Below are 25,320 nucleotides of genomic sequence, written 5' to 3' on the forward strand. Positions count from 1 at the left end.
CGTGAACGATTATCGGCAATTAGTGGATGCCACCAATACGGCTTAAACGCACACCGGTCGGCCATTCGCCTTCTTGCTTGTCGAAACTCATCCAGATAGCGGTCGCTTTACCCACCAGATTCGCTTCCGGCACAAATCCCCAATAACGGCTGTCCGCGCTGTTGTCACGGTTATCACCCATCATGAAGTAGTGTCCCGGCGGGACGATCCAGGTTGCCAGTTGCTGGCCTGGCTGGCGGTAATACATCCCCACCTGATCCTGCGCGATTGGCACGGTCAGAATGCGGTGCGTTACCTCACCCAGCGTTTCTTTACGCTCGGAGAGGCGAATACCGTTTTCTTTCGTTTCATTCAGCGGAACTTCAAAGAAGCCGCTGGTCGCTTCTCCGCCGTTGCGACGAGCAAAGGTCTGCACAAAATCGCTTGGCTGAACATCAGAGTAGGTTACCGGCAGCGCGTTTTCACACGCCTGACCGGAGCTGCAACCTGGCTGAATAGTGACCTCTTTCGCCACCGGATCGTACGTCACTTTGTCACCCGGTAAACCGACAGCGCGTTTGATGTAGTCCAGACGCGGATCTTCCGGGTATTTAAACACCACGATATCCCCGCGTTTCGGATGACCGGTTTCGATCAGCGTTTTCTGGTAAATCGGATCTTTAATCCCGTAGGCGAATTTTTCCACCAGGATAAAGTCACCGATAAGCAGCGTCGGCATCATCGAACCAGACGGGATCTGGAACGGCTCATAAATAAATGAACGCACCACCAGCACAATAGCCAGGACCGGGAAAACGGATGCCCCGGTTTCCAGCCAGCCCGGCTTAGGGGCCACTTTTTTCAGCGTTGCTTTATCCAGTGAATCACCCGCAGCAGCTTGCGCTGCTGCCTGACGCTCCCGGCGTTTTGGCGCGAAGATGAATTTATCTACGCACCATAAAATGCCCGTCACCAGTGTGGCAATCACCAGAATCAGGGCAAACATGTTCGCCATGCCAACTCCTTAAGATTATTTGCTGTCTTTACCGACATGCAGAATGGCGAGGAAGGCTTCCTGCGGCAGTTCGACGTTACCGATCTGCTTCATGCGCTTTTTACCCTCTTTCTGTTTTTGCAGCAGCTTTTTCTTACGGCTGATATCGCCACCGTAGCATTTCGCCAGAACGTTTTTACGCAGTTGCTTAACCGTTGAACGCGCGATGATGTGCGTACCAATGGCCGCCTGGATCGCGATATCAAACTGCTGGCGAGGGATCAGATCTTTCATCTTCTCGACCAGTTCACGACCACGGCTCTGGGAGTTGTCGCGGTGCGTGATCAGCGCCAGCGCATCGACGCGTTCGTTGTTGATGAGAACATCAACACGCACCATGTCAGACGCCTGGAAGCGCTTGAAGTTATAGTCCAGTGACGCATAGCCACGAGAGGTTGACTTCAGACGGTCGAAGAAGTCGAGCACAACTTCCGCCATCGGAATTTCATAGGTCAGCGCCACCTGGTTACCGTGGTAAACCATGTTGGTCTGTACACCGCGTTTCTCGATACACAGCGTAATGACGTTACCGAGGTAAGCCTGCGGCAGCAGCATGTGACACTCAGCGATCGGCTCACGCAGTTCGTAGATGTTGTTCAGCGGCGGCAGCTTGGACGGGCTGTCGACGTAGATAGTCTCTTTCGCCGTGGTTTCCACTTCGTAGACTACGGTCGGCGCGGTAGTGATCAGATCCAGATCGTACTCACGCTCCAGACGTTCCTGAATGATCTCCATGTGCAACAGGCCGAGGAAGCCACAGCGGAAACCGAAGCCCAGCGCGGTTGAGCTTTCCGGCTCGTAGAACAGGGAGGCGTCATTGAGGCTCAGCTTACCAAGAGCGTCACGGAAGTTTTCGTAGTCGTCAGAGCTCACCGGGAACAGACCGGCGTAAACCTGCGGCTTCACTTTTTTAAAGCCAGGCAGCGGTTTGTCTGCCGGGTTACGCGCCTGTGTCAGGGTATCGCCAACCGGTGCGCCGAGGATGTCTTTAATCGCACAAACCAACCAACCTACCTCGCCGCATTTCAGCTCGGTACGGTCAACCTGTTTTGGCGTGAAGATGCCCAGGCGGTCGGCGTTATAGACCTGACCGGTGCTCATCACTTTGATTTTGTCGCCTTTACGCATGGTGCCGTTTTTAATACGCACCAGTGATACTACGCCAAGGTAGTTATCGAACCAGGAGTCGATAATCAGCGCCTGCAATGGGCCTTCCGGGTCGCCTTCCGGCGGCGGGATGTCGCGCACCAGACGTTCAAGAACGTCAGTGACGCCAACACCGGTTTTCGCCGAGCAGCGAACGGCGTCCGTCGCATCGATACCGACAATATCTTCGATCTCTTCCGCTACGCGCTCAGGATCGGCGGCTGGTAGGTCAATTTTGTTCAGTACCGGCACCACTTCCAGGTCCATTTCCATGGCGGTATAGCAGTTAGCCAGGGTCTGCGCTTCGACGCCCTGTCCGGCATCAACCACCAGCAATGCGCCTTCACAGGCAGCAAGCGAACGGGAGACTTCATACGAGAAGTCAACGTGGCCCGGGGTGTCGATAAAGTTAAGCTGATAGGTTTCACCATCAGATGCTTTGAAGTCGAGCGTCACGCTCTGCGCTTTGATAGTAATACCGCGCTCACGCTCAAGATCCATCGAGTCGAGAACCTGCGCTTCCATTTCACGGTCAGACAGGCCACCGCAGATCTGGATAATACGGTCAGACAGCGTCGATTTACCGTGGTCGATGTGAGCTATGATTGAAAAGTTACGTATGTTCTTCATATAGTGTAATTATTGTGCCTTACGCCCGCCGGAGCAGGCTCTGAGAAGTCGCTGATCTGAGCTTAACGTCTGTTTAAGTGAAACGCCGCATTCTACACTACAACGCTGAGGCGAGGAAATGTTCATAGAGCAAGGATAGCGGGAACTGGAAACAACCTTGCAAAGCTGGTGAAACTTTTGCCGGATGGCGGCATAAACGCCTAATCCGGCCAACACCTGTATCTGAGGAGGCTGTAGGCCTGATAAGCGCAGCGCCATCAGGCAAAGATATCACTGCTGGGTTTCGACGCGAATAAGATCGGGCGGGAGAGCAACGTTCAGAATGACTGGCTGCCAGGCTTCACGCTCAGCAAGCTTACGGGAGTATCCACGGGCAATCAGGAATCCACCCACGCCCCCCAGCACTGCGCCGCTTAATGCCGCAAGGTCGGAGCCAAACAGCACCTGGAATAGCGCAGCGAAGAGAAAAAGCCCTGCTAATGGAGACATGTAGACCAGCATCGCCGATCCCAACAGGCTACCCTCGGCAATACCCAGTTCAACTTTTTGACCAGGCGCTAAGGGTTCGTCGCTGGGCACCACGATGGTATGCGTCGTCTGTGGACCCAGTTTGTTTAACACGCGACTCCCACATCCGGCCCGCGAAGCACAGCTGTTACATGATGCTTTAACATCACAGCTGACCGTCGCCAGACCATCTTGCCAGGAGACGACTGTCGCCCACTCTTTAATCATTGTGCTGCCCTGAACTTAATATTATCCGCAATACGCTTCGCCGTTTGCGGCGGGAGCTCGCCCACAATCGTAATTTCCGCGTTATCACGCACGCTGGTGCTGACCGTCCTGCGCCCGGTACGCAGCAGTTGATCGGTGCTGTTTTGCATCGCACGGTTTACGTTCACCGAGAAACTGAACAGGCCATCAGAATAAAGGCGCGATTCGATCGGCATGTTATCCATCGTTGGCAGCGGGCGTCGACTGCTGGAGACTTCACTGAAGCCTTGCGGTAACCACGACGGACTCCAGTTGAAGTTGGTTTTCTCGCCCGCAGGAACCGACAGCAGCGGTGGCAAATTGGCTTTCGCCAGCGTTTGCATGCTGTCACTGACGCCGTTATTTACGGTAAAGGCGATGACGCGGAACTGTTCCAACGTTTCGCCATCACGGTCGAGAAGATCGACCCGCATCGGCAGCTTAGTCTCCGTGTCCATCCAGACGATATAGCTGTAACGCGTCCCGTCACGAGCGACAACGCGGATCACTTCACAGAGTCTGTCGGCAATGCGGGTGCGACCTACTGAGATGAAATCATAGTAGGGAGCAAGCCGTTTGAAGTCGGTGTAAATCAGGGATGGCAGAGAGTCGACGATATAGTCGCCGTTCAGTGTGAACGGTTCGAGACCTGGCTCAAAATAGCTGATTTCGTTGCCACGTTGCACCACTTCCCGGCGCGGTCCATCCATTTGCAACAGTTGCGCTAGCGGACGGTTATCCAGGCGGGCATGGCGATAACGTAGGGATTCAACACCCTGCTTATTGATGCTGACAAATGACAGCTCATAGGTTAGCGACTGGCTGGCCAGATTCATCTGCTGCAACAACGCCCCGGACGCAGGATTGGCCGAGGCGTTTACAGAGAAGAACAGGCTACCAGCCACAAGTGACATGGCAAACCAAAGTTGCTTCATTACTGCGATTGCGTTCCTAAAGTTTGAATTCCTGGCACCTGCACAGCGGCTTGCTGTGTTTGGGCCTGCTCAAACTGAAGCTGTTCAGAGTGCAGTCGACGTTGCAGTTCGTAATCCTGCAACATGGCATTAATACGACGACGCTGCTCCTGCACCTGCTGTTGCTGACCGCCGCTGGCCGTCGCGTCAGAAGGTACACCCAGGCTTACCGGACTGGCTTTACCCATCATCGGTAATGTATTAAATACCGGCGTTTCGGGCTGCTGGGACGTTTCAGATTGCCCATTATAGTGCTGGACGCCAACAATAACTGCAAGTGATACGCACGCGGCCACACCCATTTGGGTAAGCTGCGCGGCCCACGGACGCATTTTCTTCCAGAATGGCATTTTCTGCCACTGGTGCGGTGCTGGCTGGGCCTCAGGAATCAATGGCGCCGTCTGACGTACTGGCTCATCCTGGATGGCGGCCATTACGCGGGCGGAAATATCGAAATGGAGAACGTCGGCGGTATCACCTCGCATGGAATCGCGAATCAGGTGATAACTCTCCCAGGTTTGTTGCATTTCCGGGTCGTGAGCCAGCTCTTTGAGCAACTCAGTATCCAGCGTTTCGCCATCCATTAAAGCGGAAAGTTGTTCTTTCTGCATGCCTAATACCTTTTCCAGTATCCCGCTATCGTCAACGCCTGATAAGCGGTTGAACTTTATTATCAATAGCTTCCCTCGCTCGGAAGATACGTGAACGCACCGTACCTACCGGACAATCCATGATAGCGGCTATCTCTTCATAGCTCAGGCCATCCAGCTCCCGCAAGGTTATTGCCATGCGTAAATCTTCCGGGAGGGACTCAATAGTTCGGAAAACTATCTGTCTCAGTTCTTCTGACAACATTAAGTTCTCAGGGTTCGAAATTTCTTTCAGCGCACCGCCACTTTCGTAATTCTCTGCTTCAATCGCATCAATATCACTGGAAGGTGGACGACGCCCCTGAGCGACCAGGTAATTCTTCGCTGTATTGACTGCAATACGATACAGCCAGGTATAAAAAGCACTATCTCCCCGGAACGAGTCCAGCGCACGATAGGCCTTGATAAATGCTTCTTGTACTACATCGGGTACATCACCCGACGGTACATAGCGAGAAACCAGACTCGCCACCTTATGCTGATAGCGCACTACCAGTAGGTTAAAGGCTTTCTGATCTCCCTTCTGGACCCGTTCTACCAGGACCTGGTCCGTTAACTGCTCGCTCATCCGAGGTAAAGTCTCCCCAAACCAAATTTCCACGCGCCTTCGAAACGCCACTCCATCAGCTTCACTATGAGCAAGCAAATGCTTAGAGTGCTCAAGTTTCGTAAAGTTCCGTTACGCATTGTTTTTTGTTTGTCATGTTGTAGACAGGTCTTATCTCTCATTATAAGTCTACATAACCCGATCAACGCACTATCTGTACAGAAATGCCCATTTCACCGCTTGCAGAGTAACCCAACGGGCACTTTATTTCATCACATAATCTGATGCTAACGGTCTGCTTCACAAAATATTTTTGCTCATTTCGTCCTCGTCATGCTTTTCTTTCATGTTTAGTCATTGCAACACATTTAAAAATAAAACGTGCAGTATCGCGCAATGTGGTGCTATGGTGACCAAACACTGTTTAGTAAATTAAACAAAAATCATGAATACGACTCCTGAATTATCCTGTGACGTGCTGATTATTGGCAGCGGGGCTGCTGGACTCTCGCTGGCGCTGCGCCTGGCTGAAAAACATCAGGTTATTGTTCTGAGCAAAGGGCCGGTCAGCGAAGGCTCGACGTTCTATGCCCAAGGCGGTATTGCCGCAGTTTTCGATGAAACCGACAGTATCGACTCCCACGTTGAAGATACGCTGATTGCCGGAGCCGGGCTGTGCGATCGCCATGCGGTTGAATTTGTTGCCAGCAATGCCCGCACCTGCGTTCAGTGGCTTATCGATCAGGGCGTCTTATTTGATACGCAGGTTCAGCCCAACGGTGAAGAGAGTTATCACCTGACTCGTGAAGGCGGCCATAGCCATCGACGCATCCTGCATGCTGCGGATGCCACCGGTAAAGAAGTCGAAACCACCCTTGTCAGCCAGGCGCAAAATCACCCCAACATCCGGGTTCTCGAGCGCAGTAATGCCGTCGACCTGATTGTCTCCGATAAAATCGGTCTGCCGGGAACGCGTCGGGTTGTCGGCGCATGGATATGGAATCGTAATAAAGAAGCCGTCGAAACCTGCCATGCGAAGTCGGTCGTGTTAGCCACCGGCGGCGCGTCAAAGGTGTATCAATACACCACCAATCCGGATATTTCTTCGGGTGACGGGATTGCAATGGCCTGGCGCGCGGGATGCCGCGTCGCCAACCTGGAGTTTAACCAGTTTCACCCGACAGCGCTGTATCATCCGCAGGCGCGCAATTTTCTGCTGACCGAGGCGCTACGTGGCGAAGGAGCACACCTGAAGCGCCCGGACGGTTCACGCTTTATGCCCGATTTTGACGAGCGTGGTGAACTGGCTCCCCGCGATATTGTCGCCCGCGCCATTGACCACGAGATGAAACGCCTGGGCGCTGACTGCATGTTCCTCGACATCAGCCATAAACCGGAAGAATTTGTTCGTCAGCATTTCCCAATGATTTATGAAAAATTACTGGGACTGGGCATCGACCTGACTAAAGAACCGGTTCCCATCGTTCCTGCTGCGCACTATACCTGCGGCGGGGTGATGGTTGATGACTTTGGCCGCACAGATGTCGACGGCCTGTATGCGATCGGCGAAGTGAGTTATACCGGCCTGCATGGCGCCAATCGCATGGCATCGAACTCTTTGCTGGAGTGCCTGGTTTACGGCTGGTCCGCAGCTGAAGATATCGACAGGCGCATGCCGTATGCGCGCGGCGTCAGCACGCTCCCGAGCTGGGATGAGAGTCGGGTAGAAAACCCGGATGAACTGGTTGTCATTCAGCATAACTGGCATGAATTACGGCTGTTTATGTGGGATTATGTCGGTATTGTGCGCACGACTAAACGTCTGGAGCGTGCTCTACGCCGTATCACTATGCTGCAACAGGAAATCGACGAATATTACGCCCATTTCCGCGTGTCGAATAACTTACTGGAACTGCGCAATCTGGTGCAGGTTGCAGAGCTGATTGTCCGCTGCGCAATGATGCGCAAAGAGAGTCGGGGCCTGCACTACACGCTGGATTATCCAGAACAGCTTCCAGAGGCGGGCCCGTCCATTCTCTCGCCGCTAAGTCATCACATAAACAGATAAAACGCCTGGGTCAGCGCCGTGTAACCTTCAGAGTAACGTTGGTCTGGCCCACGGATCACCAGCCTGTCGCTAAAGCACTCCCCGGCCAGCGGGGAGAATGCCAGCAATACCCGATGCGGTAGTCGGGCTTCCGTTTCTGCAACATCCGTGCGCAATCGCAGATGCCAGCCCATACTGAGTGCCTGCTGGGTGAATGCATTGCCGATCTGTTCCGGCAGCACCACACAAAAAAAACCTTCCTCCGTAATGCTGTCCGCCGCCAGCGTAAGCAATGCCTGATGATCGAGCGTGGTGGTGTAGCGTGCCTGCTCGCGCTGCGGCGTGGCACATTCCACTCCCTGTTCATAATAGGGAGGATTGCTGATTATCAAATCAAAACGCACGGTCTGGCGCGGAACCCACCGCTGCGCATCCTCTGTATGAATGCTTACGCGATGCATCCACGGAGATTGCGCAATGTTTTCCTGCGCCTGCTGCGCGGCGTCAACATCAAGCTCCACGGCGTCAATGATGACGTTTTCATCCGTGCGCTGGGCCAACATCAGCGCCAACAGGCCGCTCCCGGTACCAATATCCAGGATCCGTTTTACGCCCGCAACGGGAGCCCAGGCTCCCAATAAAATGCCGTCCGTTCCGACTTTCATTGCACAACGATCGTGTGCCACAAAAAACTGCTTAAAAGTAAATCCATTACGTCTAAGTACGGATGTAGACTGGGGCATGGAGAACAACCTTCCTGGAAAAAAAACGATAACATAGGATAAAAACAATACCTGAGAAGGTATATCCATACAAACAGATGAAGATTGCAGCCGTAACGTCTATAATCAGCGCCCCACACAGAGGTAGAACATGACTGTAACGACTTTTTCCGAACTTGAACTCGATGAAAGCCTTCTGGATGCCCTCCAGGAAAAAGGTTTCACTCGCCCGACCGCCATTCAGGCTGCCGCCATTCCGCCTGCGCTCGATGGCCGTGATGTACTCGGTTCTGCGCCGACAGGCACCGGTAAAACGGCGGCATATTTGCTGCCAGCGTTGCAGCACCTGCTCGACTTCCCACGCAAGAAATCTGGTCCGCCGCGCATTTTAATTCTGACGCCAACGCGCGAACTGGCGATGCAGGTTGCCGAACACGCCCGTGAACTGGCGAAGAATACGCATCTGGATATTGCCACGATTACCGGCGGTGTAGCTTACATGAACCACATGGAAGTCTTTAGCGAAAACCAGGACATCGTGGTCGCTACGACTGGTCGTCTGCTGCAATACATTAAAGAAGAGAACTTCGACTGCCATGCGGTTGAGACGCTGATCCTCGATGAAGCAGACCGCATGCTGGACATGGGCTTTGCTCAGGACATCGAGCATATCGCCGGTGAAACCCGTTGGCGTAAGCAAACCATGCTGTTCTCCGCCACGCTGGAAGGTGATGCGATTAAAGATTTTGCCGAGCGTCTACTGGAAGATCCGGTCGAAGTCTCAGCGGATCCGTCCACCCGCGAACGCAAGAAGATCCATCAGTTTTACTACCGTGCCGATGACATCGAGCACAAAACTGCCATGCTGATCCACCTGTTAAAACAACCGGAAGCGACCCGCTCAATTGTCTTTGTACGCAAACGCGAGCGAGTGCACGAGCTGGCAGGCTGGTTGCGCCAGGCAGGCATTAATAACTGCTATCTCGAAGGCGAGATGGTGCAGAATAAACGTAACGAAGCGATCAAACGTCTGACCGATGGTCGCGTGAACGTGCTGGTAGCAACCGATGTTGCCGCTCGTGGGATCGATATTCCTGACGTTAGCCACGTGTTTAACTTCGATATGCCGCGCAGTGGCGATGCCTATCTGCACCGCATTGGCCGTACCGGTCGCGCTGGCCGTAAAGGCACCGCGATATCTTTGGTTGAAGCGCACGACCATCTGCTGCTCGGCAAAGCGAGCCGTTATATTGACGAGCCACTGAAAGCACGCGTCATCGACGAACTGCGTCCAACCACTCGCGCGCCAAGTGAGAAATCTAACGGTAAGCCATCCAAGAAAGTGTTGGCGAAACGCGCCGAGAAAAAAGCGAAAGAAAAAGAGAAGCCGCGGGTGAAAAAACGTCACCGCGATGCCAAAAATATCGGCAAACGCCGTAAGCCGAGCGGAGCTGCTACCCAGCAGTCCGACAAAGAGTAAACCGAATGCCGGGCCGTTTAGCCCGGCATTTTTTCATACCTCGCAAAGCTCTCTTCAATACACTCAATGAACACTCTCATCGCCGGGCTTACGACTTTTCCGGCATGATAACCGCACAATGCCGTAATTAACTCAGGTTGTTCACTGAACGGTAATTCAATCAATTCCCCTGAACGTAGCTCCTTCTCCACGGCAAAGCGCGGCAAAAAGCTGATCCCTAGATTTGCCGAGACGCACTGCTTGATGCTTTCAATGCTCCATAACTCAATGGTATTTTCCAGCGTAATCTGTCGCTTGCGCAGTAACCCCTCGAAGCGTTGTCTGAAAATACACTGCGGCTCATTAATGATAAAACTGCAGGGAATGTGCTGGTTATGCAGGGTAAAATCAACGTGCTGAAGCAGCGGCGAAGCAACCAGCGCCAGAGACTGCTCGCCCAGCGGCATCAACTCAAGAGCATCGTCATTACCCACCCGATAAAATACCCCCAGATCGACTTCGTCACTGAGCAACGCATCGCGAATGACATAGCAATTGAGCGACTGTAAGGACAACCGCACATGGGGCGCACGTTGTTTAAATCGCTGTAAAACCTGTGGCATTTTATATGCCAGCAGCGTTTCGCCGGTGGCAACGCGCAGATCGCCACTCGGCTGCGCATCCTGTTGCGCCGACTGCCGAATCGATGCCATTACGCGCGTCAGGTCATGTATATGCGGCATCAGCCGTTTTCCCTCACTGGTGAGGCACATGCGACGACCAATCTTTTCAAACAGCTGAACCGAAAGCTCCTGCTCAAGCTGTTGGATATGAAAGGTAACCGTTGATTGCGTACAGCAAAGTTTTTGTGACGCCCGCAGAAATGAGCCCTCTTCCACCACCGTTTTTAGCGTAATAAACCGACGTAAATCCATCCGCACCAACCCATCGAAAATATCGAATCCAGAATGCAAAAACATTCATTTTTTTAAATGTTTTGTCTCGGGTACTGTCTATCAAAACAGAGGAGATAACAAGTGACCCCCACCCTTTTAAGTGCATTCTGGACCTATACATTGATTACCGCGCTAACCCCCGGACCAAACAACATCCTTGCGCTCAGTGCCGCGACGTCACACGGTTTTCGCCAGAGTACGCGCGTATTGGCCGGAATGAGTCTGGGCTTTTTAATCGTCATGTTGATGTGTGCCGGGATTTCGTTTTCGCTGGCAGCCATGGATCCAGCCATCATCCATTGGCTCAGTTGGGCTGGAGCCGCTTATATCCTGTGGCTGGCACTGAAGATCGCCACCAGCCCGGCGGCGAACGATGGGCTGCGGTCAGAGCCGATTAGCTTTTGGGCGAGTTTTGGCTTGCAGTTTGTAAACGTCAAAATCATTTTGTACGGCATTACCGCGTTATCCACGTTCGTACTACCCTATACGCAGGAAGCTCACTGGCTGATTGGGGTGAGTATTCTGCTGGCAATAATCGGTACGTTCGGTAATGCCTGTTGGGCGCTGGCGGGCCATCTTTTTCAGCGCCTCTTTCGCCGTTACGGGCGACAGTTGAATATCATTCTGGCGCTGCTGTTGGTGTATTGCGCAGTGAGAATTTTTTATTAACAGATATAAAAAAAGCGGAAGACGCGCTGGCATCTTCCGCTTTCAAATTCTCAGCTAAACGGGGTTTCCCCGTGAGCCTTACAGGCTCTCAGTAAAGGTACGAGCAATAACGTCGCGCTGCTGTTCTGGGGTCAGAGAGTTGAAACGCACTGCATAACCAGAAACACGGATGGTCAGCTGCGGATATTTTTCCGGATGCTTAACCGCATCTTCCAGCGTTTCACGACGCAGAACGTTCACGTTCAGGTGCTGACCACCTTCCACGCGGACTTCTGGCTGTACATCTACCGGTACTTCACGGTATTCGATTTCACCCAGTTTGCTGACAGCCACGACTTCATCAGCATTGAAACCTGCTTTCGCAACGATGCAGCGTGCTTCGCCTTTTTCGCTGTCCAGCAGCCAGAAAGAGTTCAGCAGGTCGTCGTTTGCAGCTTTAGTAATCTGGATACCTGTAATCATTTGATGCCTCCCCGGCAAAATTATTTGATCTCGGTTGGCCGTCATCCGGCCAATTGGTAAAACCATTGTTGCTTGAGTGTATATATACCCCTCACACATCCCTGAATCTTTGATTTAAATCAATAAAAACCACACATGAAAAGTGGTGATAGGTGGATTTTATTGCTTTACATCAACTTACGCCATGTGCACAGCTAAACTTTTTACATAAATTTTCAACTATCTTTAAGGGGTAGCCCATTGAGAAACGTACAGAATTTTGCGACGCCGTAAGAAGCAGTTAAGCTAGGGGGATTGAAAATTCGCAGGAGAGCGAGATGGCCACCGAATTAACCTGGCACGATGTGCTGGCAGAAGAGAAACAGCAGCCTTATTTTGTTAACACGCTGCATACTGTGGCGGGCGAGCGTCAGTCGGGTATGACAATTTACCCGCCGCAAAAAGATGTATTCAACGCTTTTCGCTTTACTGAGCTTGGCGACGTAAAAGTCGTCATCCTGGGGCAGGATCCTTACCACGGTCCAGGCCAGGCACACGGTCTTGCGTTCTCTGTCCGCCCCGGCATTGCCACTCCTCCCTCGTTGCTGAACATGTACAAAGAGCTGGAAGCAACGATCCCAGGTTTCACACGCCCAACGCACGGATATCTTGAAAGCTGGGCACGCCAGGGTGTGCTGTTGCTCAACACAGTGCTTACCGTACGCGCCGGCCAGGCACATTCACACGCCAGCCTGGGTTGGGAAACATTTACCGATAAAGTCATCAGCCTGATTAACCAACATCGGGAAGGCGTGGTGTTCCTGCTCTGGGGTTCACATGCTCAAAAGAAAGGCGCGATTATTGATGCACAGCGTCACCATGTATTGAAAGCGCCACACCCGTCACCGCTCTCTGCGCATCGCGGTTTCTTTGGCTGCAATCACTTTGTACTGGCAAATGCGTGGCTGGAACAACGAGGAGAAAAGCCGATTGACTGGACGCCGGTATTACCCGCGGAAAGCGAGTAAAAAAATGCCAGCGATTCGCTGGCATTTTTATTATCAGGCTTTGTTCTGACGCCACCACTCCGCGAGCAGCACGCCGGTCGCGACAGAAACGTTGAGCGTTTCTACCTTGCCCGTACCGTCAATCGCTACGCACAGATCGTCGGCTGAACATGCTGCTTCTGGCAGCGCTTCACGCTCACGCCCTAATACCAGCACCATTTTTTCCGGCAGCGTGGTAGTAAACAGCGGTTTGCCTTTCACGCTTGAGGTCATCACTATCGTATAACCCGCCTTACGGAAGTCGTCCAGCACATCGACAATGCTGTCACCGGTGATCGGCTGAACGTGCTCTGCACCACCTTCAGCGGTACGGATAGCCGCACCTGATTCAAGCAGTGCTGCGTCCTGTACCACCACGCCTTTCACACCGAAGTGGGCGCAGCTACGCATCATGCCGCCCAGGTTGTGCGGGTTAGCGATGTCTTCCAGAGCCAGTACGCAATCCTGCTCCCCTGCCTGACCAACCCACTGCTTAACGGTGGTGCCGTTACGTTTTTTGATCAGGAAGCAGACGCCGCCATGGTGCTCAGTGCCGGAGGCTTTTGCCAGCTCAGCTTCGTCAACCACGTGGTAGGCTTTGCGGTTTGCCGCCATCCAGCGTAATGCTTCTTTAAAGCGCGGGGTTACGCTCTGAACAAACCAGGCGCGAACAATAGCGTCCGGGCGACTCTGGAACAGAGCCTGACAGGCGTTCTCACCGTAAACGCGGGTTTCTTCCGCGCGCTGACGACGTAAGACTTCAGGATCGATAAAACTCTTGCCGCTAATACCGCCATGATCGGCTTTGTCTGCAGCATCATCATTCGGTGCACGGGACACGGTACGCCATGGTGAATCTTCACGTCTGCGGTCGCGTTCTACATCGCGGTCACGACCACGTTCACGACCACGTTCGCTGTTCGGACCCTTTCTGTCATCACGGGCAGGGCGACGACCGCCTTCGGCTCGGGAAGTACCGGGGCGACCGCCGCCTTTACCAGTACGTGGATTTTGGGTGCGTTTATCCGAGTCATCGTCACTGCGGACGTACATCACTTTGACCTTGCCGTTTTTGTTTTTCAGTTCGTCGCTCATGTTTTTCTCCACCTGCTCTGCGCGAAGCGCGCAGATTACCCGATGTGCACGTCGTTAGCCATTATTTCATTTAAAAGCTAAGGACTATTGTACTCATTGAATAAAACGCATTGTTGTTTAGAACAGACTCCCCGATAATATGTAACATAATAGAAACATACTGGCGTTCCTGCCGTGAAGTCCACTCCACTCATCCAGAGGTTAGTTATGAATACCGTTTGTACCAGCTGCCAGGCTATCAACCGCATCCCCGACGATCGTGTCAAGGAAGCGGCTAAATGCGGACGCTGTGGTCACGACCTGTTTGATGGGGAGGTGATCAATGCGACCGGTGAAACACTGGATAAACTGTTAAAAGACGATCTCCCGGTAGTTGTCGACTTTTGGGCCCCCTGGTGTGGTCCATGCCGTAATTTCGCCCCGATTTTTGAAGATGTCGCGGAAGAGCGTAGCGGTAAAGTGCGTTTTGTTAAAGTGAATACGGAAGCCGAGCGTGAACTCAGCGCCCGTTTCGGTATCCGCAGCATCCCGACCATCATGATCTTCAGAAAAGGTGAAATCGTCGACATGCTCAATGGCGCTGTACCTAAAGCCCCATTCGATAGCTGGCTTAACGAATCATTATAATCTCTACGGGGCGCATCTTGTGCCCCGTTTTCACCTCTGCGACAATAGCGTTTTTCAACGTGTTCCCCCATGACCGATAACGCCGTTCTTCAGTTACGCGCTGAGCGCCTCGCGCGCGCCACACGTCCTTTCCTTGCCAGAGGTAATCGCATTCGCCGCTGTCAGCGCTGCCTGCTGCCGCTGAAGCTCTGCTTGTGCGCAACGCTGGCACCGTCTGAGGCAAAAAGCCGCTTCTGCCTGGTGATGTTTGATACTGAGCCAATGAAACCCAGCAACACAGGACGTTTGATTGCCGATATTCTGCCCGAAACAACAGCTTTCCAGTGGTCACGCACCGAACCGCCGCAGGCGCTGCTCGAACTGGTGAAAAATCCAGATTACCAGCCGATGGTAGTCTTTCCGGCTTCCTACGCGGGTAAAGAACGTGAAGTGATTTTCACGCCACCAGCCGGTAAGCCACCGTTATTTATCATGCTCGACGGTACATGGCCTGAGGCGCGTAAAATGTTCCGCAAAAGCCCTTACCTTGATAACCTGCCGGTGATCTCCGTTGATTTATCGCGTCTTTCTGCTTATCACCTGCGCGGCGTTCACGCCGAAGGGCAATACTGTACTGCCGAAGTGGCTATCGCCTTGTTGGATCTGGCGGGAGATACGCAAGCCGCGGAAGGGTTAAGCGATCATTTCACTCGCTTTAAAACCCGCTACCTGGCAGGAAAAACCCAACATCAGGGAAGCGTCACAGCAGATTCGCCAGAAAGCGTTTAAAATCATTCGGTCACTGGTGTCATTAAGGAAGCCGATATGAGTCAGCGTGGTCTGGAAGCACTACTGCGACCGAAATCCATTGCGGTGATTGGGGCGTCAATGAAGCCTAACCGCGCGGGTTACCTGATGATGCGTAACCTGCTTGCCGGCGGTTTCAATGGACCTGTTTTACCGGTGACGCCCGCATGGAAAGCGGTGTTGGGCGTACTGGCCTGGCCCAATATCAGCAGCCTGCCTTTTAGCCCCGACCTCGCAGTGTTATGTACCAATGCCAGCCGTAATCTAGCGTTACTCGAAGCGCTTGGCGAGAAAGGCTGTAAAACGTGCATCATTCTCTCAGCTCCCGCGGCGCAGCATGCAGAGCTGCTGGCCTGCGCATCACGCTACAACATACGCTTGCTGGGCCCCAACAGCCTGGGGCTTCTCGCCCCCTGGCAGGGACTTAACGCCAGCTTTTCCCCCGTCCCGATTAAGCGTGGCAAGCTGGCTTTTATCTCTCAATCCGCCGCCGTATCCAATACCATACTCGACTGGGCACAGCAGAGAGAAATGGGCTTTTCTTACTTTATCGCGCTGGGTGACAGCCTGGATATCGACGTTGATGAGCTGCTGGATTACCTGGCGCGCGACAGTAAAACCAGCGCGATATTGCTGTATCTCGAACATTTAAGCGATGCCCGACGCTTTGTTTCCGCTGCCCGTAGCGCCGCGCGTAATAAACCCATTCTGGTGATCAAGAGCGGTCGCAGTCCAGCGGCGCAGCGTTTACTGCATACCAGTGCAGGGATGGATCCAGCCTGGGATGCGGCTATTCAGCGCGCCGGTTTATTACGCGTACAAGATACTCACGAGCTGTTCTCGGCGGTCGAAACCCTGAGTCATATGCGTCCGTTGCGTGGCGACAGGCTGATGATCATCAGCAATGGGGCCGCGCCTGCCGCACTGGCATTAGATGAGCTATGGTCAAAAAATGGCAAGCTGGCGACGCTGAGTGAAGATACCTGCCAGAAATTACGCGATGCCTTGCCTGAACATATTGATATCGCCAACCCGCTGGATCTACGTGACGACGCCAGCAGCGAACACTACGTTAAAACGCTGGATATTTTACTCGCCAGCCAGGATTTCGACGCACTGATGGTGATCCACTCACCCAGCGCGGCCGCTCCCGGCACCGAAAGCGCGCAAGCGTTAATCGAAGCGGTAAAGCGTCATCCACGCGGCAAGTTCGTCTCGTTGCTGACCAACTGGTGCGGAGAGTTTTCTTCTCAGGAGGCCCGCAGACTGTTTAGCGAAGCCGGATTACCTACCTACCGCACGCCGGAAGGCACCATCACCGCGTTTATGCATATGGTGGAATATCGGCGTAACCAGAAGCAGCTGCGGGAAACGCCTGCGCTGCCGGACTACCTGACCACCAACACAGCCGAAGCGCATAATCTGTTACAGCAGGCGATTGCCGAAGGAGCAACATCGCTGGATACCCATGAAGTGCAGCCGATTTTACAAGCCTATGGCTTACACACTCTGCCAACGTGGATCGCCAGTGACAGCGCGGAAGCCGTGCACATCGCGGAGCAAATCGGCTACCCGGTGGCGCTAAAGCTGCGTTCTCCTGATATCCCGCATAAATCGGAAGTTCAGGGGGTAATGCTCTACCTGCGTACGGCAACAGAAGTGCAGCAGGCCGCCAATGCGATTTTTGATCGGGTAAAAATGGCCTGGCCGCAGGCGCGCATTCACGGTTTGTTAGTACAAAGCATGGCGAATCGCGCTGGTGCCCAGGAACTTCGCGTGGTCGTTGAACACGACCCGGTATTTGGCCCATTGATTATGCTAGGTGAAGGTGGGGTTGAGTGGCGACCGGAAGAGCAAGCCGTGGTGGCATTGCCGCCATTGAACATGAATCTGGCGCGTTATCTGGTGATCCAGGGGATCAAAAATAAGAAGATCCGCGCTCGCAGCGCACTACGCCCCCTGGATATCGCCGGGTTAAGCCAGCTTCTGGTGCAGGTCTCTAACCTGATCGTCGATTGTCCGGAAATTCAGCGTCTCGATATTCATCCGCTGCTGGCCTCCGCCGGTGAATTTACCGCACTGGATGTCACGCTGGACATCGCTCCTTTCACGGGCGATAACGAAAGCAGACTGGCTGTACGTCCCTACCCCCATCAGCTTGAAGAGTGGGTAGAGTTGAAGAACGGCGAGCGCTGCCTGTTCCGCCCCATTTTGCCAGAGGATGAACCTCATCTGCAGCAGTTCATTTCTCAGGTAACCAAAGAAGATCTTTATTATCGCTATTTCAGTGAGATCAACGAATTTACCCACGAAGACTTAGCCAATATGACGCAGATCGACTACGATCGGGAAATGGCCTTCGTCGCAGTACGCTGTAAAGATAATCAGCAAGAGATCCTCGGCGTAACGCGAGCCATCTCAGATCCTGATAACGTTGATGCCGAGTTTGCCGTACTGGTTCGTTCCGATCTCAAAGGGCTTGGACTGGGTCGTCGGTTGATGGAAAAGTTAATTGCATATACCCGAGATCACGGACTTATGCGTTTGAATGGTATTACGATGCCAAACAATCGAGGGATGGTCGCCTTGGCCCGAAAACTCGGGTTCGTTGTTGACGTCCAGCTCGAAGAGGGAATTGTTGGGCTAACGCTTAATCTGGCCCAATTTGAGGAATCGTGAGTAAGGTACTGGAAATGTTGACCACATTAATGGGTACTGGTGGTATCATTGCCCGCTTATGTCGTCTGCATAGCACAGAGGACCCTTCAATGAACAGAGAAGAAATGCACTGTGATGTTGTCAAAATTTAAGCGTAATAAACATCAACAACACCTTGCCCAACTACCCAAGATTTCTCAGTCAGTTGATGATGTAGATTTCTTTTATGCTCCCGCTAATTTCAGGGAGACTCTGCTGGAAAAGATAGCCAGCGCGACGCGACGGATCTGCATTATTGCGCTGTACCTGGAACAGGATGACGGTGGCAAAGGTATACTCGACGCGCTGTATGCGGCAAAACGGCAGCGACCTGAGCTGGATGTCCGGGTACTTGTCGACTGGCACCGAGCCCAGCGCGGACGTATTGGTGCAGCGGCATCAAATACCAACGCTGACTGGTATTGCCGAATGGCGCAAGAAAATCCTGGTATCGATATTCCTGTCTACGGCGTTCCGATTAACACCCGTGAAGCGCTTGGCGTCCTGCATTTTAAAGGCTTTATCATTGATGACAGCGTCCTGTACAGCGGGGCCAGTCTGAATGATGTTTATTTGCATCAGCATGATAAATATCGCTATGACCGTTATCAGTTGATTCGCAACGCGCAAATGGCCGATATCATGTTCGATTGGGTTACGCAGAACCTGATGAATGGTCGCGGCGTTAATCGCCTTGATGATATCAATCGCCCAAAAAGCCCTGAAATTAAAAACGACATTCGCCTGTATCGTCAGGAATTACGCGATGCGTCATTCCATTTTCAGGGCAATGCGGATAATGAACAGCTTTCGGTTACGCCTCTGGTGGGCCTTGGAAAATCCAGTCTGTTAAATAAGACCATTTTCCATCTCATGCCCTGCGCGGAGCATAAGCTCACAATCTGTACCCCTTATTTCAACCTGCCCGCCATACTGGTGCGCAATATCATCCAGTTGCTGCGTGAAGGGAAAAAGGTCGAAATCATTGTCGGTGATAAAACCGCCAACGACTTTTTCATTCCGGAAGATGAGCCATTCAAAATCATCGGCGCGCTGCCTTATCTGTATGAAATAAATCTGCGCCGTTTCCTGAGCAGATTGCAGTATTACGTGAATACCGACCAGCTGGTCGTACGCTTATGGAAAGATGATGACAATACCTATCATCTGAAAGGCATGTGGGTTGATGATAAATGGATGCTGCTCACTGGCAACAACCTTAATCCTCGCGCCTGGCGTCTGGATCTGGAAAACGCCATCCTTATCCACGATCCTAAGCAAGAGCTGACCCCCCAGCGCGATAAAGAGCTGGAGCTCATCCGCACGCATACCACGGTGGTTAAGCACTATCGCGACCTGCAAAGCATTGCTGACTATCCTGTCAAAGTGCGTAAGCTCATCCGTCGACTACGCCGTATTCGTATCGATAGATTAATTAGCCGTATCCTGTAACCAAGACCCCGTCCAGTGACGGGGTTTTTCATATGGAGGCAACGGTGCGCCTGTTTATTCTTACCAGTATCCTGGCCATTTCTGGCTGCAGCCACATGGCAAACGACCGCTGGAGCGGACAAGACAAAGCTCAACACTTCATCGCCTCCGCCATGCTTGCTGCAGCCGGCAATGAATATGCCCAACATCAGGGCAACAGCCGCGATCGCAGTGCGGCTATTGGCCTGATGTTTTCAGTCAGCCTGGGCGCGTCAAAAGAGCTGTGGGACAGCCGCCCCGCTGGGAGCGGCTGGAGCTGGAAGGACTTCGCCTGGGATGTTGCAGGCGCGTCTACCGGCTATGCGGTCTGGCAACTGGCACATTACTAGAGGCGCAGACCTTTCCCTTTCCCATGCAGCATCAGTGACACCAAAAATGCGACTACCGCCAGCGCTGTAACGTACCAGAAGAATGTCGTTTCCATACCAACAGACTTCAGGGATAACGCAACATATTCGGCTGAGCCACCAAACAAAGCATTCGCCACCGCATAAGATAAACCAACTCCCAGAGCACGCACCTGCGCCGGGAACATTTCAGCCTTCAGAATGCCACTGATTGACGTATAGAAACTCACGATCAATAAGGCACACATCACCAGAGCAAACGCCATGTACGGTGACGTTACGCTTTGCAAAGCTGTCAGAATGGGAACGGTGAAAATCGCGGCCAACGCGCCAAAACACAGCATTGAAGTACGTCGGCCAATTTTATCTGACAACGCACCGAACAGCGGTTGCACCAGCATGAACACACACAGTGCCGCCGTCATAATCCCGCTGGCCACATTGGCATGCATACCGGCGGTGTTAACCAGGTACTTCTGCATGTAAGTTGTGAAGGTGTAAAAGCATAGCGAACCAGCAGCGGTAAAGCCCAGCACCATGATGAAGGCTTTGCGATTACGCCAGAGCCCTTTCAGAGAACCTGCTTCTTTCAGCGCGCGAACGTCCTGTTTCGAGGTTTCATCCAACTGGCGACGTAGCCATAGCGCAACAATAGCCAGTACGGCACCCAACGCAAATGGAATACGCCATCCCCACGCTCTTAATGCTGAGTCTTCTAACGTTTGCTGTAATATGACCACAACCAGTAATGCCAGTAACTGTCCGCCGATTAACGTCACATACTGGAATGAAGCATAAAAACCTTTCTTGCCTTCAACGGCTACTTCACTCATATAGGTCGCGCTGGTTCCGTATTCACCACCGACAGACAGCCCCTGAAATAGTCTGGCCAGCAGTAATAGCGCAGGGGCCCAAGTACCGATGGTTTCATATCCCGGTAGACAAGCGATCACCAACGATCCCATGCACATCATGCAAACAGACAGCAGCATAGACTTTTTACGCCCGTGCTTATCAGCGATGCGACCAAACAGCCAGCCGCCAATCGGTCGCATCAGGAATCCTGCGGCAAAAACGCCGGCAGTTTGTAAGAGCTGCGTGGTGGTGTTTCCAGAGGGAAAAAAGATATGAGCAAAATAGAGAGAGCAGAAAGAGTAGATATAGAAATCAAACCATTCGACCAGATTCCCTGATGATGCTCCGACAATCGCCCATATTCGACGACGGGTATCGCCGTCTGCCAGCGCCCCGTTCTCAGTTACACTGCTATCAGCCATTAGAATTGTACCCCTGCCAACGATCGCGTGAATTTATTAATGATGCTTGTGTCTTTTTTGGTGAATTAAATGTTATATAATTGTTATAATTTATTATGAGAGAAAGATCACGGTTTTAATTAGCAGGAAAATTATTCAGATATGTTCGAGGAAGAGACCCGAGTTATCGGTCAGAAATAGTGTGGGCTTTTGTAGGCCAGATAAGCCAATACGCCGCATCCGGCAGTGTGCAGCCTGGAATGCCAGATGCGCTGCGCTTATCAGGCCTACCTGGTGGTGCCGTTGTTGGCCGGATAAGGCCGCACGCCGCTTCCGGCAGTGTTCACCCCGCACAGACGCAAAAAAGCCCATCCGGCAGGATGGGCTTCTTCACTAATTTAAAACAAAAGGCCCAGTCTTTCGACTGAGCCTTTCGCTTTTATTTGATGCCTGGCAGTTCCCTACTCTCGCATGGGGAGACCCCACACTACCATCGGCGCTACGGCGTTTCACTTCTGAGTTCGGCATGGGGTCAGGTGGGACCACCGCGCTACAGCCGCCAGGCAAATTCTGTTATCAACACACCTTTTTGGTCTGTCAATTTAATCTGTAATCAAGCTGAATCTTGCGTCTCTTCGCCAAAACATCTTCGGCGTTGTAAGGTTAAGCCTCACGGTTCATTAGTATCGGTTAGCTCAATGTATCGCTACACTTACACACCCGACCTATCAACGTCGTCGTCTTCAACGTTCCTTCAGGAGACTTAAAGTCTCAGGGAGAACTCATCTCGGGGCAAGTTTCGTGCTTAGATGCTTTCAGCACTTATCTCTTCCGCATTTAGCTACCGGGCAATGCCATTGGCATGACAACCCGAACACCAGTGATGCGTCCACTCCGGTCCTCTCGTACTAGGAGCAGCCCCCCTCAATTCTCCAGCGCCCACGGCAGATAGGGACCGAACTGTCTCACGACGTTCTAAACCCAGCTCGCGTACCACTTTAAATGGCGAACAGCCATACCCTTGGGACCTACTTCAGCCCCAGGATGTGATGAGCCGACATCGAGGTGCCAAACACCGCCGTCGATATGAACTCTTGGGCGGTATCAGCCTGTTATCCCCGGAGTACCTTTTATCCGTTGAGCGATGGCCCTTCCATTCAGAACCACCGGATCACTAAGACCTGCTTTCGCACCTGCTCGAGCCGTCACTCTCGCAGTCAAGCTAGCTTATGCCTTTGCACTAACCTCCTGATGTCCGACCAGGATTAGCTAACCTTCGTGCTCCTCCGTTACTCTTTAGGAGGAGACCGCCCCAGTCAAACTACCCACCAGACACTGTCCGCAACCCGGATTACGGGTCTACGTTAGAACACCAGCCATTAAAGGGTGGTATTTCAAGGTTGGCTCCACGCAGACTGGCGTCCACGCTTCAAAGCCTCCCACCTATCCTACACATCAAGGACCAGTGTTCAGTGTCAAGCTATAGTAAAGGTTCACGGGGTCTTTCCGTCTTGCCGCGGGTACACTGCATCTTCACAGCGAGTTCAATTTCACTGAGTCTCGGGTGGAGACAGCCTGGCCATCATTACGCCATTCGTGCAGGTCGGAACTTACCCGACAAGGAATTTCGCTACCTTAGGACCGTTATAGTTACGGCCGCCGTTTACCGGGGCTTCGATCAAGAGCTTCTCCTTACGGATAACCCCATCAATTAACCTTCCGGCACCGGGCAGGCGTCACACCGTATACGTCCACTTTCGTGTTTGCACAGTGCTGTGTTTTTAATAAACAGTTGCAGCCAGCTGGTATCTTCGACTGATTTCAGCTCCATGAGTAAATCACTTCACCTACATATCAGCGTGCCTTCTCCCGAAGTTACGGCACCATTTTGCCTAGTTCCTTCACCCGAGTTCTCTCAAGCGCCTTGGTATTCTCTACCTGACCACCTGTGTCGGTTTGGGGTACGATTTTGTGTTACCTGATGCTTAGAGGCTTTTCCTGGAAGCAGGGCATTTGTTACTTCAGCACCGTAGTGCCTCGTCATCACACCTCAGCGTTAATAAGGTACCGGATTTACCTGGAACCTCCGCCTACATGCTTAAACCGGGACAACCGTCGCCCGGCTAACATAGCCTTCTCCGTCCCCCCTTCGCAGTAACACCAAGTACAGGAATATTAACCTGTTTCCCATCGACTACGCCTTTCGGCCTCGCCTTAGGGGTCGACTCACCCTGCCCCGATTAACGTTGGACAGGAACCCTTGGTCTTCCGGCGTGCGGGTTTTTCACCCGCATTATCGTTACTTATGTCAGCATTCGCACTTCTGATACCTCCAGCATGCCTCACAGCACACCTTCAACGGCTTACAGAACGCTCCCCTACCCAACAACACATAGTGTCGCTGCCGCAGCTTCGGTGCATGGTTTAGCCCCGTTACATCTTCCGCGCAGGCCGACTCGACCAGTGAGCTATTACGCTTTCTTTAAATGATGGCTGCTTCTAAGCCAACATCCTGGCTGTCTGTGCCTTCCCACATCGTTTCCCACTTAACCATGACTTTGGGACCTTAGCTGGCGGTCTGGGTTGTTTCCCTCTTCACGACGGACGTTAGCACCCGCCGTGTGTCTCCCGTGATAACATTCTTCGGTATTCGCAGTTTGCATCGGGTTGGTAAGTCGGGATGACCCCCTAGCCGAAACAGTGCTCTACCCCCGAAGATGAGTTCACGAGGCGCTACCTAAATAGCTTTCGGGGAGAACCAGCTATCTCCCGGTTTGATTGGCCTTTCACCCCCAGCCACAAGTCATCCGCTAATTTTTCAACATTAGTCGGTTCGGTCCTCCAGTTAGTGTTACCCAACCTTCAACCTGCCCATGGCTAGATCACCGGGTTTCGGGTCTATACCCTGCAACTTAACGCCCAGTTAAGACTCGGTTTCCCTTCGGCTCCCCTATTCGGTTAACCTTGCTACAGAATATAAGTCGCTGACCCATTATACAAAAGGTACGCAGTCACCCCATAAAGAGGCTCCCACTGCTTGTACGTACACGGTTTCAGGTTCTTTTTCACTCCCCTCGCCGGGGTTCTTTTCGCCTTTCCCTCACGGTACTGGTTCACTATCGGTCAGTCAGGAGTATTTAGCCTTGGAGGATGGTCCCCCCATATTCAGACAGGATACCACGTGTCCCGCCCTACTCTTCGAGTTCACAACACATGCACTTTTGTGTACGGGACTATCACCCTGTACCGTCGGACTTTCCAGACCGTTCCACTAACACACATGCTGATTCAGACTCTGGGCTGCTCCCCGTTCGCTCGCCGCTACTGGGGGAATCTCGGTTGATTTCTTTTCCTCGGGGTACTTAGATGTTTCAGTTCCCCCGGTTCGCTTCATTACGCTATGTATTCACGTAATGATAGTGTGACGAATCACACTGGGTTTCCCCATTCGGAAATCGCCGGTTATAACGGTTCATATCACCTTACCGACGCTTATCGCAGATTAGCACGTCCTTCATCGCCTCTGACTGCCAGGGCATCCACCGTGTACGCTTAGTCGCTTAACCTCACAACCCGAAGATGTTTCTTTCGATTCATCATCGACTTGCAAAAATTTGAGAGACTCGAACACACCATTTTTCATTTCTTGTTTACGGAGAAATGAAACAGTGTGTCGTTTCAATTTTCAGCTTGATCCAGATTTTTAAAGAGCAAATATCTCAAACGTCACCCGAAGGTAAGTTTTGAGATATTAAGGTCGGCGACTTTCACTCACACATACCAGCAAGTGGCGTCCCCTAGGGGATTCGAACCCCTGTTACCGCCGTGAAAGGGCGGTGTCCTGGGCCTCTAGACGAAGGGGACACTGAAGTCTCAATCGCAAGACGCCTTGCTATTTACTTTTCATCAGACAATCTGTGTGAGCACTACAAAGAACGTTTCTTTAAG

General features: G+C 52.5%; 21 protein-coding genes, 1 tRNA gene and 2 rRNA genes. 9 read left to right on the forward strand and 15 right to left on the reverse strand.

Going from position 1 to position 25,320, the window contains the following annotated elements; genetic code table 11:
* Window positions 1–19: 19 nt before the first annotated feature.
* The 7 genes from lepB to rseD all read right to left on the reverse strand — a co-directional run bounded on the left by lepB (window position 20) and on the right by rseD (window position 5,915).
* The gene (gene lepB, locus E1B03_RS19825) at window positions 20–994 is read right to left on the reverse strand and encodes a signal peptidase I (protein WP_042306654.1); all 975 of its coding nucleotides are present in this window, start codon (window positions 992–994) and stop codon (window positions 20–22) included.
* Between the two features lie 15 nt (window positions 995–1,009).
* Window positions 1,010–2,809 (reverse strand): translation elongation factor 4, encoded by a 1,800-nt coding sequence (lepA, locus tag E1B03_RS19830; RefSeq protein WP_003037577.1) that lies wholly within the window; start codon window positions 2,807–2,809, stop codon window positions 1,010–1,012.
* A 270-nt stretch (window positions 2,810–3,079) separates the two neighbouring features.
* Window positions 3,080–3,544 carry a SoxR-reducing system protein RseC gene (gene rseC / locus E1B03_RS19835; protein ID WP_103771536.1) on the reverse strand — a complete coding sequence of 155 codons (465 nt, stop codon included), beginning with the start codon at window positions 3,542–3,544 and terminating at the stop codon, window positions 3,080–3,082.
* Window positions 3,541–4,497 (reverse strand): sigma-E factor regulatory protein RseB, encoded by a 957-nt coding sequence (gene rseB, locus E1B03_RS19840; protein ID WP_103771535.1) that lies wholly within the window; start codon window positions 4,495–4,497, stop codon window positions 3,541–3,543. The genes rseC and rseB overlap by 4 nt, the downstream gene beginning before the upstream one ends.
* Window positions 4,497–5,147, reverse strand: coding sequence for an anti-sigma-E factor RseA (gene rseA / locus E1B03_RS19845; protein WP_103771534.1), 651 nt, complete (start codon window positions 5,145–5,147; stop codon window positions 4,497–4,499). The genes rseB and rseA overlap by 1 nt, the downstream gene beginning before the upstream one ends.
* Window positions 5,148–5,178: 31 nt before the next feature.
* Window positions 5,179–5,754: an RNA polymerase sigma factor RpoE gene (rpoE, locus tag E1B03_RS19850; RefSeq protein WP_003037573.1), complete on the reverse strand. Its 576-nt coding sequence runs from the start codon at window positions 5,752–5,754 to the stop codon at window positions 5,179–5,181.
* Window positions 5,751–5,915, reverse strand: coding sequence for a rpoE leader peptide RseD (gene rseD, locus E1B03_RS19855; RefSeq protein WP_049259737.1), 165 nt, complete (start codon window positions 5,913–5,915; stop codon window positions 5,751–5,753). The genes rpoE and rseD overlap by 4 nt, the downstream gene beginning before the upstream one ends.
* 263 nt (window positions 5,916–6,178) lie before the next feature.
* Here rseD and nadB point away from each other — a divergent pair, with 263 nt between their 5' ends.
* Window positions 6,179–7,801 carry an L-aspartate oxidase gene (gene nadB, locus E1B03_RS19865; RefSeq protein WP_103771533.1) on the forward strand — a complete coding sequence of 541 codons (1,623 nt, stop codon included), beginning with the start codon at window positions 6,179–6,181 and terminating at the stop codon, window positions 7,799–7,801.
* On the opposite strand, the gene trmN is transcribed toward nadB, so the two are convergent.
* The gene (trmN, locus tag E1B03_RS19870) at window positions 7,786–8,523 is read right to left on the reverse strand and encodes a tRNA(1)(Val) (adenine(37)-N(6))-methyltransferase TrmN (RefSeq protein ID WP_133086790.1); all 738 of its coding nucleotides are present in this window, start codon (window positions 8,521–8,523) and stop codon (window positions 7,786–7,788) included. The two genes, nadB and trmN, sit on opposite strands and share 16 nt — an antisense overlap.
* A gap of 130 nt (window positions 8,524–8,653) precedes the next feature.
* Between trmN and srmB the strand changes: the two genes are divergently transcribed.
* Complete coding sequence (gene srmB, locus E1B03_RS19875) at window positions 8,654–9,982, forward strand: ATP-dependent RNA helicase SrmB (RefSeq protein WP_003835340.1); 1,329 nt, start codon at window positions 8,654–8,656, stop codon at window positions 9,980–9,982.
* Between the two features lie 17 nt (window positions 9,983–9,999).
* Here the strand turns inward: srmB and E1B03_RS19880 are convergent, their stop codons facing one another.
* Window positions 10,000–10,896 (reverse strand): LysR family transcriptional regulator, encoded by an 897-nt coding sequence (locus E1B03_RS19880; protein WP_103771531.1) that lies wholly within the window; start codon window positions 10,894–10,896, stop codon window positions 10,000–10,002.
* A 102-nt stretch (window positions 10,897–10,998) separates the two neighbouring features.
* On the opposite strand from E1B03_RS19880, the gene eamB reads away from it, so the two are divergent.
* Entirely contained in the window at window positions 10,999–11,586 is a 588-nt protein-coding gene (gene eamB, locus E1B03_RS19885) for a cysteine/O-acetylserine transporter (RefSeq protein ID WP_103771530.1), read from the forward strand.
* A gap of 78 nt (window positions 11,587–11,664) precedes the next feature.
* Here the strand turns inward: eamB and grcA are convergent, their stop codons facing one another.
* Window positions 11,665–12,048 (reverse strand): autonomous glycyl radical cofactor GrcA, encoded by a 384-nt coding sequence (gene grcA / locus E1B03_RS19890; RefSeq protein WP_003037563.1) that lies wholly within the window; start codon window positions 12,046–12,048, stop codon window positions 11,665–11,667.
* Window positions 12,049–12,365: 317 nt separating this feature from the next.
* Between grcA and ung the strand changes: the two genes are divergently transcribed.
* On the forward strand, window positions 12,366–13,055 hold the full coding sequence (ung, locus tag E1B03_RS19895) for a uracil-DNA glycosylase (protein WP_133086791.1): 690 nt from the start codon (window positions 12,366–12,368) through the stop codon (window positions 13,053–13,055).
* A 33-nt stretch (window positions 13,056–13,088) separates the two neighbouring features.
* Here the strand turns inward: ung and E1B03_RS19900 are convergent, their stop codons facing one another.
* Window positions 13,089–14,168, reverse strand: a complete 1,080-nt coding sequence (locus E1B03_RS19900; RefSeq protein ID WP_103771528.1) for a tRNA/rRNA methyltransferase — start codon at window positions 14,166–14,168, stop codon at window positions 13,089–13,091.
* Between the two features lie 207 nt (window positions 14,169–14,375).
* Here E1B03_RS19900 and trxC point away from each other — a divergent pair, with 207 nt between their 5' ends.
* The 5 genes from trxC to E1B03_RS19925 all read left to right on the forward strand — a co-directional run bounded on the left by trxC (window position 14,376) and on the right by E1B03_RS19925 (window position 20,098).
* On the forward strand, window positions 14,376–14,795 hold the full coding sequence (gene trxC / locus E1B03_RS19905; protein WP_103771527.1) for a thioredoxin TrxC: 420 nt from the start codon (window positions 14,376–14,378) through the stop codon (window positions 14,793–14,795).
* A 69-nt stretch (window positions 14,796–14,864) separates the two neighbouring features.
* Entirely contained in the window at window positions 14,865–15,563 is a 699-nt protein-coding gene (gene tapT, locus E1B03_RS19910; protein WP_103771526.1) for a tRNA-uridine aminocarboxypropyltransferase, read from the forward strand.
* A gap of 36 nt (window positions 15,564–15,599) precedes the next feature.
* A complete protein-coding gene (locus E1B03_RS19915) occupies window positions 15,600–18,260 on the forward strand; it encodes a bifunctional acetate--CoA ligase family protein/GNAT family N-acetyltransferase (RefSeq protein ID WP_103771525.1) in 2,661 nt (886 codons plus the stop codon).
* Window positions 18,261–18,374: 114 nt separating this feature from the next.
* Window positions 18,375–19,730 carry a CDP-diacylglycerol--serine O-phosphatidyltransferase gene (gene pssA, locus E1B03_RS19920; RefSeq protein ID WP_103771524.1) on the forward strand — a complete coding sequence of 452 codons (1,356 nt, stop codon included), beginning with the start codon at window positions 18,375–18,377 and terminating at the stop codon, window positions 19,728–19,730.
* A gap of 32 nt (window positions 19,731–19,762) precedes the next feature.
* Window positions 19,763–20,098 (forward strand): YfiM family lipoprotein, encoded by a 336-nt coding sequence (locus E1B03_RS19925; RefSeq protein WP_418884888.1) that lies wholly within the window; start codon window positions 19,763–19,765, stop codon window positions 20,096–20,098.
* On the opposite strand, the gene E1B03_RS19930 is transcribed toward E1B03_RS19925, so the two are convergent.
* From E1B03_RS19930 to E1B03_RS19945, 4 genes are all read right to left on the reverse strand, one after another.
* Window positions 20,095–21,393, reverse strand: coding sequence for an MFS transporter (locus E1B03_RS19930; RefSeq protein WP_103771523.1), 1,299 nt, complete (start codon window positions 21,391–21,393; stop codon window positions 20,095–20,097). The two genes, E1B03_RS19925 and E1B03_RS19930, sit on opposite strands and share 4 nt — an antisense overlap.
* Window positions 21,394–21,820: 427 nt before the next feature.
* Window positions 21,821–21,936 (reverse strand): 5S ribosomal RNA (rrf, locus tag E1B03_RS19935).
* A gap of 95 nt (window positions 21,937–22,031) precedes the next feature.
* A 23S ribosomal RNA gene (locus E1B03_RS19940) occupies window positions 22,032–24,938 on the reverse strand.
* 222 nt (window positions 24,939–25,160) lie between these two features.
* Window positions 25,161–25,236, reverse strand: a tRNA-Glu gene (locus tag E1B03_RS19945).
* Window positions 25,237–25,320 lie beyond the last annotated feature (84 nt).

The organism is Citrobacter arsenatis (assembly GCF_004353845.1).
Classification (GTDB): Bacteria; Pseudomonadota; Gammaproteobacteria; order Enterobacterales; family Enterobacteriaceae; genus Citrobacter; species Citrobacter arsenatis.

Coding starts and splice junctions, on each gene's coding strand:
- lepB (WP_042306654.1), bottom strand. CDS start 994: ATGGCGAACATGTTTGCCCTGATTCTGGTGATTGCCACACTGGTGACG.
- lepA (WP_003037577.1), bottom strand. CDS start 2,809: ATGAAGAACATACGTAACTTTTCAATCATAGCTCACATCGACCACGGT.
- rseC (WP_103771536.1), bottom strand. CDS start 3,544: ATGATTAAAGAGTGGGCGACAGTCGTCTCCTGGCAAGATGGTCTGGCG.
- rseB (WP_103771535.1), bottom strand. CDS start 4,497: ATGAAGCAACTTTGGTTTGCCATGTCACTTGTGGCTGGTAGCCTGTTC.
- rseA (WP_103771534.1), bottom strand. CDS start 5,147: ATGCAGAAAGAACAACTTTCCGCTTTAATGGATGGCGAAACGCTGGAT.
- rpoE (WP_003037573.1), bottom strand. CDS start 5,754: ATGAGCGAGCAGTTAACGGACCAGGTCCTGGTAGAACGGGTCCAGAAG.
- rseD (WP_049259737.1), bottom strand. CDS start 5,915: ATGAGAGATAAGACCTGTCTACAACATGACAAACAAAAAACAATGCGT.
- nadB (WP_103771533.1), top strand. CDS start 6,179: ATGAATACGACTCCTGAATTATCCTGTGACGTGCTGATTATTGGCAGC.
- trmN (WP_133086790.1), bottom strand. CDS start 8,523: ATGCCCCAGTCTACATCCGTACTTAGACGTAATGGATTTACTTTTAAG.
- srmB (WP_003835340.1), top strand. CDS start 8,654: ATGACTGTAACGACTTTTTCCGAACTTGAACTCGATGAAAGCCTTCTG.
- E1B03_RS19880 (WP_103771531.1), bottom strand. CDS start 10,896: ATGGATTTACGTCGGTTTATTACGCTAAAAACGGTGGTGGAAGAGGGC.
- grcA (WP_003037563.1), bottom strand. CDS start 12,048: ATGATTACAGGTATCCAGATTACTAAAGCTGCAAACGACGACCTGCTG.
- ung (WP_133086791.1), top strand. CDS start 12,366: ATGGCCACCGAATTAACCTGGCACGATGTGCTGGCAGAAGAGAAACAG.
- E1B03_RS19900 (WP_103771528.1), bottom strand. CDS start 14,168: ATGAGCGACGAACTGAAAAACAAAAACGGCAAGGTCAAAGTGATGTAC.
- trxC (WP_103771527.1), top strand. CDS start 14,376: ATGAATACCGTTTGTACCAGCTGCCAGGCTATCAACCGCATCCCCGAC.
- tapT (WP_103771526.1), top strand. CDS start 14,865: ATGACCGATAACGCCGTTCTTCAGTTACGCGCTGAGCGCCTCGCGCGC.
- E1B03_RS19915 (WP_103771525.1), top strand. CDS start 15,600: ATGAGTCAGCGTGGTCTGGAAGCACTACTGCGACCGAAATCCATTGCG.
- pssA (WP_103771524.1), top strand. CDS start 18,375: ATGTTGTCAAAATTTAAGCGTAATAAACATCAACAACACCTTGCCCAA.
- E1B03_RS19925 (WP_418884888.1), top strand. CDS start 19,763: ATGGAGGCAACGGTGCGCCTGTTTATTCTTACCAGTATCCTGGCCATT.
- E1B03_RS19930 (WP_103771523.1), bottom strand. CDS start 21,393: ATGGCTGATAGCAGTGTAACTGAGAACGGGGCGCTGGCAGACGGCGAT.